Annotated in this window: 11 protein-coding genes; 5 read left to right on the forward strand and 6 right to left on the reverse strand. The window is 68.4% G+C overall.

Going from position 1 to position 13,001, the window contains the following annotated elements; all coding sequences use genetic code 11:
- The 3 genes from VFE05_07925 to VFE05_07935 all read right to left on the reverse strand — a co-directional run.
- The coding region (locus VFE05_07925) for a PSP1 domain-containing protein (GenBank protein HET6229980.1) at window positions 1–599 on the reverse strand (599 nt) is incomplete at its 3' end.
- 70 nt (window positions 600–669) lie between these two features.
- Entirely contained in the window at window positions 670–1,635 is a 966-nt protein-coding gene (locus VFE05_07930; GenBank protein ID HET6229981.1) for an acetyl-CoA carboxylase carboxyltransferase subunit alpha, read from the reverse strand.
- A gap of 473 nt (window positions 1,636–2,108) precedes the next feature.
- Window positions 2,109–3,038, reverse strand: a complete 930-nt coding sequence (locus VFE05_07935; GenBank protein HET6229982.1) for a GntR family transcriptional regulator — start codon at window positions 3,036–3,038, stop codon at window positions 2,109–2,111.
- Window positions 3,039–3,332: 294 nt separating this feature from the next.
- Here VFE05_07935 and VFE05_07940 point away from each other — a divergent pair, with 294 nt between their 5' ends.
- Window positions 3,333–4,184, forward strand: a complete 852-nt coding sequence (locus VFE05_07940) for a ferritin-like domain-containing protein (GenBank protein HET6229983.1) — start codon at window positions 3,333–3,335, stop codon at window positions 4,182–4,184.
- 20 nt (window positions 4,185–4,204) lie between these two features.
- Entirely contained in the window at window positions 4,205–5,230 is a 1,026-nt protein-coding gene (locus VFE05_07945) for a ferritin-like domain-containing protein (protein ID HET6229984.1), read from the forward strand.
- Window positions 5,231–5,333: 103 nt separating this feature from the next.
- On the opposite strand, the gene VFE05_07950 is transcribed toward VFE05_07945, so the two are convergent.
- Window positions 5,334–5,642 (reverse strand): hypothetical protein, encoded by a 309-nt coding sequence (locus tag VFE05_07950; GenBank protein HET6229985.1) that lies wholly within the window; start codon window positions 5,640–5,642, stop codon window positions 5,334–5,336.
- A 474-nt stretch (window positions 5,643–6,116) separates the two neighbouring features.
- Here VFE05_07950 and VFE05_07955 point away from each other — a divergent pair, with 474 nt between their 5' ends.
- Window positions 6,117–8,072: an acyl-CoA dehydrogenase family protein gene (locus tag VFE05_07955; protein ID HET6229986.1), complete on the forward strand. Its 1,956-nt coding sequence runs from the start codon at window positions 6,117–6,119 to the stop codon at window positions 8,070–8,072.
- A gap of 1,073 nt (window positions 8,073–9,145) precedes the next feature.
- Window positions 9,146–10,102: a cysteine synthase A gene (gene cysK / locus VFE05_07960; GenBank protein ID HET6229987.1), complete on the forward strand. Its 957-nt coding sequence runs from the start codon at window positions 9,146–9,148 to the stop codon at window positions 10,100–10,102.
- 191 nt (window positions 10,103–10,293) lie between these two features.
- Here cysK and VFE05_07965 read toward each other — a convergent pair whose 3' ends face one another.
- Window positions 10,294–10,929 carry a DsbA family oxidoreductase gene (locus VFE05_07965; GenBank protein ID HET6229988.1) on the reverse strand — a complete coding sequence of 212 codons (636 nt, stop codon included), beginning with the start codon at window positions 10,927–10,929 and terminating at the stop codon, window positions 10,294–10,296.
- A gap of 286 nt (window positions 10,930–11,215) precedes the next feature.
- On the opposite strand from VFE05_07965, the gene VFE05_07970 reads away from it, so the two are divergent.
- Entirely contained in the window at window positions 11,216–12,430 is a 1,215-nt protein-coding gene (locus tag VFE05_07970; protein HET6229989.1) for a sodium:proton antiporter, read from the forward strand.
- Window positions 12,431–12,800: 370 nt separating this feature from the next.
- Here the strand turns inward: VFE05_07970 and VFE05_07975 are convergent.
- Window positions 12,801–13,001, reverse strand: a 201-nt coding sequence (locus VFE05_07975) for a hypothetical protein (GenBank protein ID HET6229990.1), incomplete at its 5' end; no start/stop codon positions are given.

Raw genomic sequence — 13,001 nt, forward strand, 5'->3', positions numbered from 1 at the left:
TTGGCCAGCTGGAGAGAGATGGGCTTGATCTCGCGCAGCCAGGTCGCGCAGCAGAGCTGGCGCCCGCAGCGGCCCACGCCGCCCAGCTGCGCCGCCTCGTCGCGCACCCCGATCTGCTTCAGCTCTATGCGCGTGCGGAAGGTGCGCGCCAGGTCGCGGACGAGCTGGCGGAAGTCCACCCGCCGCTCGGCGGTGAAGTAGATGGTCAGCTTGTTCCGGTCCCACTGCCACTCGGCGTCGCTGACCTTCATCTTCAGCCCGTGCTGCTCCACCATCTCTCGCGTGGCCCGCCGCACCCGGTCTTCGTCGGCGCGGAGGACGTGCATCTGCTTCACCTCGTCGTCGCTGGCCAGGCGGAGCACGGTGGCGCCGGCGTCAGCGCCCTCGCCGCACTTCTGGCGGGCGGCGCCGCCCACGGTGCGCACGCGGCCCACGTCGCGGCCCCGCTCCACCTCGACCAAGACCCAGTCCGTGGGCCGGATGGCGGGGTCGGCGCAGGCGAAGAAGCCCTTCCGCATCCCCTTGAAGGCGACCTCCACCAGGTGGGGAGAGCCGGCCGCGGGGGCGACGGGCTGGAACACGGGAAGCTCAAGACTCACCGGAAACACCTCTATCCATCGGCGTGCCGCCGGGGCGGGCACACGTTCGGTTCGTTTGGGCAGACCGGGGTCAGCGGGTCGTCCGCCACTCCCCCATCGCCATGTACTTCGCCCAGCGGGCGCGGCGCAGCTCGTCCGTCTGCATGCCGCGCAGTTCCGCCAGGTGCCGCAGGAGCGCCTCGCGCACCGCGGCCACCGTCTCTTCCCAGTCCGAGTGCGCGCCGCCGGCGGGCTCGGGGATCACCTCGTCGATCACGCCCAGGCCCATCAGGTCCTCGGCGGTGATGCGCATGGCCGTCGCCGCCTTCTCGCGCTCCGAGCCGCTCTTCCACAGGATCGCGGCGCAGCCCTCGGGCGAGATGACCGAGTAGACGCTGTTCTCCAGCATCAGCACCCGGTCGGCCACGCCGATGGCCAGCGCGCCGCCGGAGCCGCCCTCGCCGATCACGATGGCCACGCTGGGGACCTTGAGCGCGGCCATCTCGCGCAGGTTGCGGGCGATGGCCTCGCCCTGCCCGCGCTCCTCGGCGCCGATGCCGGGGTAGGCCCCGGGAGTGTCGATCAGGGTGATGAGCGGGCGGTTGAACTTCTCCGCCAATTTCATCAATCGCAGCGCTTTGCGGTAGCCCTCGGGGTGCGGCATCCCGAAGTTGCGGCGCAGGTTCTCCTTCATGTCGCGCCCCTTCTGCTGCCCGATCACCATCACCGTCTCGCCGTCCAGCCGCGCCCAGCCGCCCACGATGCTGGCGTCGTCGCGGAAGGCGCGGTCGCCGGCCAGCTCCACCCAATCGGTGAAGGCCAGCTCCAGGTAGTCCAGCGTGTACGGCCGCCGCGGGTGCCGCGCCACCTGCACGCGCTCGATGGGCGACAGGTTGCGGAAGGTGTCCTGCTTGAGGCCGGTGAGCTTGCGCTCCAGCGAGCGCAGTTCGGTGCTCACGTCCAGGCCGCGCTCGCGGGCCAGGCCGCGGAGGTGCCCGATCTGCTCCTCCACCTCGGCGATGGCGCGCTCGAAATCCAGGGGGGCTACCGTTGCCACGTGTTCCCTCGTGTTGCGGAAGGGCCGCGCGGGCCCGCTCGTTCTCTCGTGTCAGGAAGGGCGCACGGGGCGCCAACCAGGGATATTCGCCGCTCGGGGTGCCGTTCGTCAACGTTTCGGCATCGCGCGCGAGCGATTCCGCGCCTTTTCCCACCGACGCTTCGCCCCCAGCGACACCGAATCCGCATCACCAACCGTCGTTCGCCTCTCGACACGACAACGCTGATCCGTCGCGACCAGAGCAGTCGGGAGATGCCGTCCGGAAGATCGAATCCGTAGATGAACGGCGGTGGATCAGATTCGAAATCCCCGAAGATGCCTTCAGTTGCTCCGCCATCCAAGCTCAGCTCTTGGCTCCTCCGCTTCTCGGCAGATGCGTGAGATGCGTGAGATGCGTGAGATGCGTGAGATGCGACGGTTTCGCCGACGGCTGAGATTCCGCTCGCATCCGCAGCCACACGTCCGCTGAAGCTTCACTGCGCATCCTCGTTCTCCGTGCGGAGGCCGAGACGGACGATCAGCTCGCACAGCTCGCGGGCGGAGTCCGGAGAGATGTAGCCGGGGGCCTCCAGCACCAGGTGGTAGTCGGGCAGGCCGAGGCGGCGGCGCGCGGCGCGCGTCACGAGCACGCGGTCGCTCTCCAGATCGAGGCCTTCGCCCGGCGGGCCGTCCAGCTCGTCGACGAGGACGAAGCGGAAGCTGCCTCGGTGAACGCTCACGTCCAGGTACGCCTTCGCGCGGACGCCGAACCGCGGGTCCGAGATCACGGCGGTGACGTCGCCCCGCTCGAGCGTTCGCGCCACGGCCGACGAGAACTCCGGGTTGAGGCTGAGCACCACGCACGGCTTGCCGGCGCGCAGTGCCGCGGCGCGTACCGCGGTCGCGTGGAAGGCCGTGGTCACCACCAGGTCTGCCCGCCTCAGCGGCTCGCGGGGGATGGAGTCCGGAGACGCGCTGGTGCTCACCAGGACCGGCACCACGTCGAGCGAGAAGTCGCCCTTCAGCTCTTCGGACACGGCGACCATGTGGTCGTCGGTGCTCTCGATGCAGGCGCAGCGCAGCGGGACCGCGGCGGTGCGCTCCACCAGCGTGGCCAGCTCGTCGCGCGACACCTTCCGGTTCCACGCCTCCAGCAGCAGGCCGCTCAGCCAACGCTCCGTGTCGCTCTGCACGGCGCCCTCGCCCGCGCCGAGCGCCAGGTACACGCCGGCGCCCGGCCGGATCTCCACCAGCCCCTCCGCCTCCAGTGCCCGGTAGGCCGCCGCGACGGCGCGGTGGTCGGCCCCCGTCTCCTTCGCGACCTGCCGTATGCTCTGCAGCGGGTCGCCGGGCTTGAGCCGCCCCACGTGGACGAGCCCGATGATCCTGTAGCGGAGGTGCCGCCGCGTCTCTTCCTGATTCACTCGCAATGCCTCGCATCTGCCGGCTGTGACGGACCCGGTGCTACGTCCGGGACGTAGCGGGTGGGAACGGATGAGGTAATACCGCTACGTATAATGTAGCGGAAGTGGCCCCTGCATTGCATTCCCCGGCCGCGTCCCACCGGCCGGCCAGAGAGGCCGCGTGACAGCGTTGCATCCCTTCCGGCGCCGGGATGGACCGGGTCGCGTTCCGTTCCGGTGGCGCAGGCGGCGGGCGTCCTCTAGCCACCCCGCGGTCCCAGGACAGGCTAGCAACACCAGAGCGAGGAGTGCCACATGGAAACCCGAGAAGAGCCGGGCCGGGGGGAACCGTTGGTGATCGCGCGGGCGGGCGACCTCATGTTCGCCAGCACGCGGCGCAGGTTCGTGCAGCGGCTGCTGGCCGGCGGGGCGGTGATGATGCTGCCCAGCGTGTTCTCCGCCTGCGACGGCAGCGACGACGGGAACGACAACCCGCTGGGTCCGGGCACCATCCCGGGCCCCGTCACCGGCGTGTCGTTCGACCTGCGGTCGGACGTGGGGATCTTCCGGCTGGTGCACACGCTGGAGCAGCTGGAGGGTGCCTTCTACACCGCGGTGGTGGCGAGCAGCACCTTCGCCAGCTTCAGCGCCGAGGAGAAGGAGCTGTTCGTGGACCTGCGCAACACCGAGATCATCCACCGCGAGTTCCTGCGCACGGCACTGGGCAGCCAGGCCGTGCCCGACATCCGTGGCTCCATCGACACGAACGTGCTGAGCACCATCCTCTCCAGCCGCACGAACATCGTCAACACCGCGCGCACCTTCGAGCACATCGGGGTGGCGGGGCTGAACGGGGCGGGCAAGTACCTGCAGGACGCGCGCAACCTGCTGCTGGCCGGCAAGTTCGCCTCGGTCGAGGCGCGGCACGCGGCGGCGCTGCGCGACATCTCCCCGCCGGCGGGGCAGAACGCGAACACGGCGTTCGCGGGCGACGACATTATCGACGCGAACGGGCGCGACGTGAAGCTGGAGGCAGGTGCGGTGCTCACGCGCGTGGCCGCCACCGGGCTCCTGCGCTCCGGCACGCTGGCGAGCCCGGCCATCACGGCGGCGCCCACGGCCGCGCAGGGCGTGCCCAGCGCCGACTTCTTCCCCGCCAACCCGTAACCGCACCAGGAGACGAGCAAATGGAAGAGCATCAGCAGACGGTCCTGGACGGGATCGACCCGGAGATCACGGAGCGCCTGGTTTCGCGGCGCGACGCCATCCGGCGGGGGGCGGCGGCGAGCAGCCGGTTCGCGGCCGGCATCGCCATGGCCTCGGTGCCGGTGGCGCTGGCCGCGCTCGCCAAGGAGTCGTTCGCGCAGACGCCGGCCGACATCGTGGACGTGCTCAAGTTCGCCTTCATCCTTGAGAACCTGGAGAACGAGTTCTACCGCGCGGTGCTGGGCACCAGTGCCGTGGCCGCGCAGAACAACGCCTTTGCCCCGGTCCGCGCCCTGATTCCCGACGCGGCCAAGCAGGCGATCCAGCAGATCCAGAAGCACGAGCAGCAGCACGTGGACTTCCTCAAGGCCGTGATCCCGCAGTTCGGCGGCACGGTGGTGACCATCACGGCCAACGACTTCGACTTCACCGGCGGCAACGGCACGGGGGCGGGGCCGTTCATCCGCGCCACCACGGAGCTGGACTTCCTGCTCCTGGCCACGCAGGCGTTCGAGGACACCGGCGTGCGCGCGTACAAGGGCCAGGCGGGCCGGCTGCTCATCAACGGCAACGACAACGCCGACGTGGCGCTGGAGAGCGCGCTCCGCATCCACAGTGTGGAGGCGCGGCACGCGGCCAAGATCCGCCGCATCCGCCGGGCGCGGAACCCCGCCGACACGTCGCTGCGCTTCAGCGGCTACGTGCGCGGCGGCGGGATCGCCGCGGCGGGCGCGGGCAACATCGCCAACCCGCCGGCGGAGGTGGTGGCTGCGCTGAACCTCATCTACGGCGGCGCGACGCCGGAGAGCAACACGCAGCACGTGGTGTTCAACGGCACCAGCGCGGTGATGATCGATGCGGCCACCCTCACGGGCCTGGACGTGATCGACGCCACCGAGCGCACGGCGGCGGCCACGCAGGCCTTCGACGAGCCGCTGACCAAGGACGAGGTCATCAACATCGTCAAGAACTTCATCAAGGACGATCCGGCGCGCGGGCTGCCTTGAGGCCGTGAGGGGGAGCGAGCGCGGAACCGCCTGCTGACCTCGTGACGTGCGAAGGAGCGGGGTCCACTCTAGGGCGGGCTCCGCTCCTTCGCGTTGGCTCGCCTCAGCGTCTCAGCCTTTCCCCGTGCTCCTTGCGAATCCCGGCGATGAAAGCGGCCGGGTCGGCTCTAATCGTACGCACCATCTTCCGGACACTTGGCCGAAAAGCAACGACGCGCTCCCCCATCTCGTCCGACAGTGCCGCCAGCAGGAGCAGGTCGCCGTCCATGATCGTGACGCCAATGCGGCCCGGGCTCGCGTCATAGAGGGCGGCCGTCAGCATGTCGGCAAGCTCGGGCGGGTTGATCAGGAGAAGCGCGCGGCTGTACTCATCCCGGGTGAACGGAAAGCCTGGCAAGATCGGGTCGGACAAGGGAGCCTCCGTCGTGAGGGAGCTCGGATCGATCGAGATGCTGCGGCACGAGTCGTTCGTCGTACCCGAAAACAGATGTGCGGAGCGAGACCGCCGGGCGTGGGGGATAAGCGAGCCACGGCGCTGACGGCGGGCTCGCGCAGCGGGCGGGGAGACCCCGGACGGAGGCGGGGCTGGCAGTATCGGCCCGCCGGAGGAGGAGGCTCCCCGACCCCGCGGAGGAGACCGGTGGCAGGCAGTATCGCCACCGCGCTCCGGAGCGGCCCGCCACGACGGAGCTCCCGTCACGCATCCGATGAGATGCCTCGCGGATCACCATCCGTCCGGAAGCGCGGATTGGAAACGCCTGAACCCGGAAAATGCACGGTATTGCCTGAGCGGGGCTCACCCGTAAGTTCAGGCTGCGGGGCCCTTCGGGGTCCGCTTGTTGCGTGCCCCCCGGCCGTCCCCCCAACCCGCTCCCGAGGACCTGAGATGAGTGACAAGAACGCCCGGAACGCTCCCACCGAGCAGGAGTCGCGCGACGTCGCCGAGGCGGCGCGGGAGACGGAGTGGACCGCGCCCAGCTTCGTACGCGAGCTTTTCCTCGGGAACTTCCGGCTGGACCTGATCCACCCGTACCCGCAGCAGACGCCCGAGGACAAGGCCAAGACCGACGCCTACGTGGAGAAGCTGCGCGCGTTCATGGACACCGTCGATTCCGACGCCATCGACCGCACCGGCGAGCTTCCGCCCGAGGTGGTGCAGGGCCTCAAGGACATGGGCGCCTTCGGGATGAAGATCCCCGAGGAGTACGGCGGCATCGGGCTGAGCCAGGTGGGCTACGGCCGCGCCATCCAGACGGTGACTAGCCGCGACGGCTCGCTCACCGCGCTGCTCAGCGCGCACCAGTCCATCGGGGTGCCGCAGCCCATCAAGATGTTCGGCACGCCGGAGCAGAAGAAGAAGTACCTGCCGCGCCTGGCCAAGGGCGCGGTCTCGGCCTTCGCGCTCACCGAGCCGGCCGTGGGCTCCGACCCCGCCGCGATGACCACGACCGCCACGCTCACGGAAGACGGCGAGGCGTTCATCCTGAACGGCGAGAAGCTGTGGTGCACGAACGGGCTCATCGCCGAGCTGCTGGTGGTGATGGCGCGCACGCCCAGCAAGATGAAGAACGGCAAGGAGATCCCGCAGATCACCGCCTTCGTGGTCGAGGCCGACACGCCGGGCGTGGAGATCACCGCCCGCTGCCGCTTCATGGGCCTGAAGGCGATCCAGAACGCGGTGATCCGCTTCGACAACGTGCGGGTGCCGCGCGAGAACATCATCCTGGGCGAGGGCAAGGGCCTGAAGCTCGCGCTGATGACGCTGAACACCGGCCGCCTCACCCTGCCCATGTCTGCGGCGGCGGGCGGCAAGGTGGCGGTGGAGATCTGCCGCAAGTGGGCCAGCGAGCGCGTGCAGTGGGGCGCGCCCGTGGGCAAGCACGACGCGGTGGCGCAGATGCTGGGCGCGATGGCGGCCAACACCTTCGCCATGGAGTCGATGGCCGAGCTGTCCAGCGCGCTGGCGGACCAGGCGCGCAACGACATCCGCCTGGAGGCGGCCATCGCAAAGCTGTGGACGACCGAGGCGGGCTGGAAGATCATGGACGACTGCCTCCAGATCCGCGGCGGCCGCGGCTACGAGACGGCCGACTCGCTCGCCAACCGCGGCGAGGTGCCGATACCCGTGGAGCGGATGATGCGCGACTTCCGCATCAACCTGATCTTCGAGGGATCTAGCGAGATCATGAAGCTGTTCATCGCCCGCGAGGCGGTGGACACGCACCTGCAGGTGGCGGGCGACCTGATCAAGCCGGGCATCAGCGCCGGGCAGAAGTTGGCGGCCATGGGCAAGGCGGGCATCCACTACGCCGGCTGGCTGCCCAAGCGCTTCGTGGGCTGGGGCCACTGGCCGCGCTACGGCGAGTTCGGCGAGCTGGCCACGCACCTGCGCTTCATCGACCGTACGTCGCGCAAGCTGGCCCGCACGCTCTTCTACGCGATGGGGATCTACCAGGCCAAGCTGGAGCGCAAGCAGAAGCTGCTGGGCCGCTTCGTGGACATCGGCGGCGAGTTGTACGCCATGTCGGCCGCGGTCGTGCGCGCGCAGTCGCTGCGCGGCGGGCCCAACGGCGCCGAGGCGGTGCAGATGGCCGACGTGTTCTGCCTGCGCGCCCGCAAGAAGATCGAGGCGATCTTCGGCGAGCTGTTCAACAACGAGGACGACGCCACCTACCGGCTGTCGCAGGACGTGCTGAAGGGCAAGCACGCCTGGCTGGAGCAGGGCGCGATGCAGGCGGTGCCGGACCGGCCGCTCGCCCCCGCGCCCGGCGACGGCGAGGCCGCCGTGGGCCGCAAGGTTTCCGGCGAGCGCGTGGCCACCCAGGTCGGCGCCGGCGGCTGACCTCGCTGCAGTTTCGGTAGATGAAAACGGCCCCGCGGCAATCTCGCCGCGGGGCCGTTCATCTCGCTCAGTATGTGAGCTTATACCAAGTCCCCAGAAAGAGTGTGAGTATCGACCGAGAAAAACCATCTGGATTGCTGATGATTTTCTCTTCCGATACACACACTGTCTGCACAGATTGGGTATTACCGGGTTAGATGGCCAGCCGTTCGCTGCATCGTTCCACTAGCCACGTAGATGTCTCGTGAAGGATACTGGCCGCGCCACTTCAAGCGGAGTTCCGTTCCCGTGGCGTTTGGCCGCAGGACGTATACACCGTCAACGGAATGCTCTATCGAATACCCTCCTGTTACGTCCTCCTCCACCTCAATCTCGTCTCCCCGAATCGCAACTAATCTCAACTGTCCCGTGGCTCCGCGATGGCCGGGCCCTGTCGCTTGAGTGGTCGATACCCACTGGTCGAAATCGAGTATGATCGTATAACCATGCTTGTAGCTATTCGGACTGTTGTCTCGCACCGTTCCTCGCCATACACCCTTGAAGGTAGGCGGGAGATTACTCGGAGGAAGTGAAGGCCGCGGTCCCTCGGGTTTCTTGAATGCCCCAAACACTAAACCAAACAACCCCCTTATGATGAACCACATCGTGCGAAACGTAAATCTAATTGTGCTCTCGATGATTTCTGTGAACGCGTCCATGGAACTCCGATACTGGTAGGTTCTGAGTCGGCTCAATTACGACAAATTTGGTTGCGCGAGTCGAAACTGCAATGATCTTCTTTTCGCCGAGTGCCCCCGCACGAGGTGGATCGGGTAAACTGCGATTTGTCGCCTTGATCCGGTGATGGCGATTGCACCCCGGTAGGGCCGATGGTAGACTGCGGGATGCGCATCGAACGACGCTCCTCCGACCTTCCTTTCGAATCAAGCATGGCGGCGCGGCGATGTACCGGCCGGCTCGCCCGCGAACGCGCGTAAACCAGACGCAGCGCATCTCCCAGACGCGGCGTGAGCCGTTGGACGGGCCCGAGAAGACGATCCCTGTTCACACGACTATTCAGCGAGGAGCTTTCCATGCCGCAGCGCCCCAAGATCGCGAACGACATGCTGGAGCTGATCGGCTACACGCCGCTGGTGCGCCTGAACCGCATCTCCGAGCCCGGAAGCGCGGAGATGATCGTGAAGCTGGAGTCGCAGAACCCGATGGACTCGGTGAAGGACCGCATCGGCGTGGCGATGCTGGAGGCGGCGGAGCGCGCGGGCACCATCCGCCCCGGCGAGACGGTGCTGATCGAGCCCACGTCGGGCAACACGGGCATCGGCCTGGCATTCGCGGCGTGCGTGAAGGGCTACAAGCTGATCGTGACGATGCCCGACACGGTGACGATGGAGCGGCGGCAGGTGCTGGCGGCGCTGGGAGCGGAGGTGGTGCTCACTCCCGGCTCCGAGGGCGTCAAGGCCGCCATCGCCCGCGCGCTGGAGCTGGTGGCGAGCACGCCCAACGGCTGGAACCCCGCGCAATTCGACAACCCCGCGAACCCGGAGATCCACCGCCGCACCACGGCCGAGGAGATCCTGGAGGACACCGACGGGCGCATCGACGCGTTCGTCGCCGGCGTGGGCACGGGCGGCACCATCGCGGGTGTGGGCGCGGTGCTGAAGGAGCTCTTCGGCGACAAGGTGCGCGTGGTGGCGGTGGAGCCGACGTCGTCGCCGGTGCTGAGCGGCGGCGCGCCGGGGCCCAACAAGATCCAGGGCATCGGCGCAGGCTTCGTCCCGAAGAACTACGACGCTTCCGTGGTGGATCAGGTCATCCCCGTCGAGTACACGGACGCTCTGGAGATGGCGCGGCGCCTGGCGCGCGAGGAGGGCATCTTCACCGGCATCTCGTCCGGCGCGATCACGTGGGCGGCGCGAAACGTGGCGCGCGAGCTGGGGCCGGGGAAGCGGGTCGTCTCCATCATCTGCGACTTCGGCGAGCGCTACCTCTCGCACGAGCTGTTCGCTCCGCCGCCACCGCCCGTGGAGTGAGTCGTCGGCAGGGCGTTGATCACCATCTACGGCTTGGTGGTGGAAACGTAGCGACTGCGCAAAGTCTGCCGTTGCCGACCGGCTTGGATTAGGATGCGCATCGCACGATGACATCAAGCGCGAGATGCAGGAAAGCCGGTCGTCCGAGATGGGACGGCCGGCTTCCTTGCATCATCCGCCTGCGCGATGGGCTATGCCGTGGGCTGCTTGGTGGCGACCTGGCGGAGGACGTCGGCGAAGACGGCGGGGGGCTGCGCGCCTGAGAGGGCGTACTTGCCGTCGAAGACGTAGAAGGGAACGCCCTGCACGCCCACGTCCGCCGCGCGGCCTTGGCCGGCGTCCACCTCGCGCTCGTAGCGGTCGGAGCCGAGGACGGCCCACGCTTCGGCCGCGTCGATGCCCGCTTCCTTCGCGGCTTCCACGAGCACGGCGCCGCGGGTGACGTCCTTGCCGTCGGTGAAGTAGGCGCGGAAGAGCGCCTCTGCCATCTCCCAGGTGCGGCCGTGCTCGCCCGCCAGCATCATCAGCCGGTGGCTGTCGCGCGTGCTGGGCGCGACGGTGATGCGGTCGAAGCGGAACTCGATGCCCTCCGGCGCGCCCGCGCTGGCGACGTGCGCGAACATGCCCGCCGCGCGCTGGGCGCCGCCGAACTTCTTCTCCACCAGCTCCGCCCACGGCATGCCCCCGCGCGGCAGGCCGGGCTGGAGCTGGTACGGACGCCACACCACGTCGGCATCGACACCGGCATCTTCCAGCGCCTTCCGCAGCCGCCGCTCGCCGATGTAGCACCACGGACACGCGATGTCCGCGAAAAGCTCGATCTTCATCCCCCGCTCCCGCTCTCGTGGTTCCGCCCTTCCGCGCGACCCGGCCAGCAGGCCAGGATCGTCCTCGGCCCGCGACCCCGCGGCGCGGCCGGCGTACGGGAGAAGCTACAGCAACTCTGTGCCACGCTCAACGGAGCGCGGGGTAGGAACTGGAACGTGCTTCGGGCTGCAAGGCTCCGAACTTGCGACGGCCGCGCGCTCGTGCGTCGCCCCCGCGTGCGAATACGCGAGCGAGGGACGCTGGCGCCCGCCTTCCATCCACCGATCCCAACCATCCGCCGGCCGCATGGAACTGCTGCACGTGGAACGCATCGAGATGCTTCTGCTGGTCGCGGCGGTGGTGGCCATGCTCGCGCGCCGCCTGCGGCTGCCGTATACGGTGGGGCTCACGCTGGCGGGGCTGGGGCTGGCCGTCTTCCCGTCCGCGGTGGACCTGCGGCTGACCAAGGAGCTGATCTTCACCGCGTTCCTGCCGCCGCTCATCTTCGAGGCGGCGTTCCACATCCACTGGCGCGAGCTGCGGCGCGACATGGCCGTGGTGATGGTGCTTGCGACACTGGGCGTGCTGCTCGCCGCCGCGGTCACCGCAGGCGGGCTGTACCTGATCGCGGGCTGGGAGTGGCCTGCCGCGCTGCTGCTGGGCGTGCTCATCTCCGCGACGGACCCGGTGTCGGTGATCGCGACCTTCAAGGAAGCGGGCGTGAAGGGCCGCCTGCGCCTGCTGGTGGAGGCCGAGAGCCTGTTCAACGACGGCGTGGTGGCCGTGCTGTTCGCGGTGGCGCTGGCTGCGACCACCGGCGGGAGCGTCGGCGCAGGCGGCGTCGCGTGGAGCTTCGTGGCGACGATGCTGGGCGGCGTGCTGTGCGGCGGGCTGATGGCGGGCGGGCTGCTGCTGCTTGCGTGGCGCACCACCGACCACCTGGTGGAGATCACCTTCACGACGGTGGCGGCCTACGGCTCGTTCGTCCTCGCCGAGCACTTCCACCTCTCCGGCGTGCTGGCGACGATGACGGCGGGCCTGGTGATCGGCAACACGGGCGCGCTGGGCGCCATCAGCGACCGCGGGCGCGAGGCGGTGGAGTCGTTCTGGGAGTACGTGGGGTTCGTGGCGAACTCGCTGATCTTCCTGCTGATCGGCATAAGCACGGGCGTGGAGAAGCTGTCCGCCGTCTGGCAGGCGGCGGTGATCGTGATCGCCCTCGTGACGGTGGGCCGCGCCGTCGCGGTCTACGCGTGCTGCGCGCTGTTCGCCGGCTCGCGGCTGCGGGTGAGCATGGCGCACCAGCACGTGCTGTTCTGGGGCGGGCTGCGCGGTGCCCTGGCACTGGCGCTGGCGCTCGGTCTTCCCGCCACAGTGCCGCACCACGACGCCATCGTCTCCGTCTGCTTCGCCGTGGTCGCCTTCTCCGTCATCGCCCAGGGCGTCACGATGACCCCCCTCCTCCGCAAGCTCGGCGAAGTCCCCGCGCCGGTGCCGCGCGAAGCGCAGCAGCCGGTGTGACGTGTGGTCCCTCGAACGTTCGGGCATCCCTGACACGGTCGCTTGCAGAGTGCCGGATTGGTTTCATCAATGTTCATTTACCCCGATTCTATCCACTTGCGTGATTCGCGCACTCTTCCCACAATCAATTGTCCCGAACATTTTCCGAACTAGAGCGAGGAAGCAAATGGGTTACTCCGATCAGCAGTTAACCGCGATCTACCATCGAACGGGCGGGGAGTGTCACCTCTGCGGGAAGAAGATCGCCGCATGTAACTACGCGACGGTTGGCCGGCGCGGTGCATGGGAGGTTGACCACTCACGACCGCGCGCCCATGGGGGATCACATCACGGAAACAATCTTTTCGCAGCTTGTATCAGCTGCAATCGATCAAAGCAACATCGCTCGACGCGGTCGATCCGCCACGCCAACGGGCTCAAGCGCGCGCCGCTGTCCACCGTGCGGCGAGCAGATAATCGGAAGGGGAATACTGTCGCTGGAATGGCTGTTGGCGCAGGTGTTGGCCGAATCTTCGGTCCTGCTGGCATGCTTGTCGGGGGAATCCTCGGCGGTGTGATCGGATCGCAAGGT

The organism is Longimicrobiaceae bacterium (genome assembly GCA_035696245.1).
In the GTDB taxonomy this organism is placed as follows: domain Bacteria; phylum Gemmatimonadota; class Gemmatimonadetes; order Longimicrobiales; family Longimicrobiaceae; genus DASRQW01.

What these genes read in the sequence shown, in the direction of transcription:
- VFE05_07940 (HET6229983.1), top strand. Translation starts at nt 3,333, where the DNA reads ATGGAAACCCGAGAAGAGCCGGGCCGGGGGGAACCGTTGGTGATCGCG.
- VFE05_07945 (HET6229984.1), top strand. Translation starts at nt 4,205, where the DNA reads ATGGAAGAGCATCAGCAGACGGTCCTGGACGGGATCGACCCGGAGATC.
- VFE05_07955 (HET6229986.1), top strand. Translation starts at nt 6,117, where the DNA reads ATGAGTGACAAGAACGCCCGGAACGCTCCCACCGAGCAGGAGTCGCGC.
- cysK (HET6229987.1), top strand. Translation starts at nt 9,146, where the DNA reads ATGCCGCAGCGCCCCAAGATCGCGAACGACATGCTGGAGCTGATCGGC.
- VFE05_07965 (HET6229988.1), bottom strand. Translation starts at nt 10,929, where the DNA reads ATGAAGATCGAGCTTTTCGCGGACATCGCGTGTCCGTGGTGCTACATC.
- VFE05_07970 (HET6229989.1), top strand. Translation starts at nt 11,216, where the DNA reads ATGGAACTGCTGCACGTGGAACGCATCGAGATGCTTCTGCTGGTCGCG.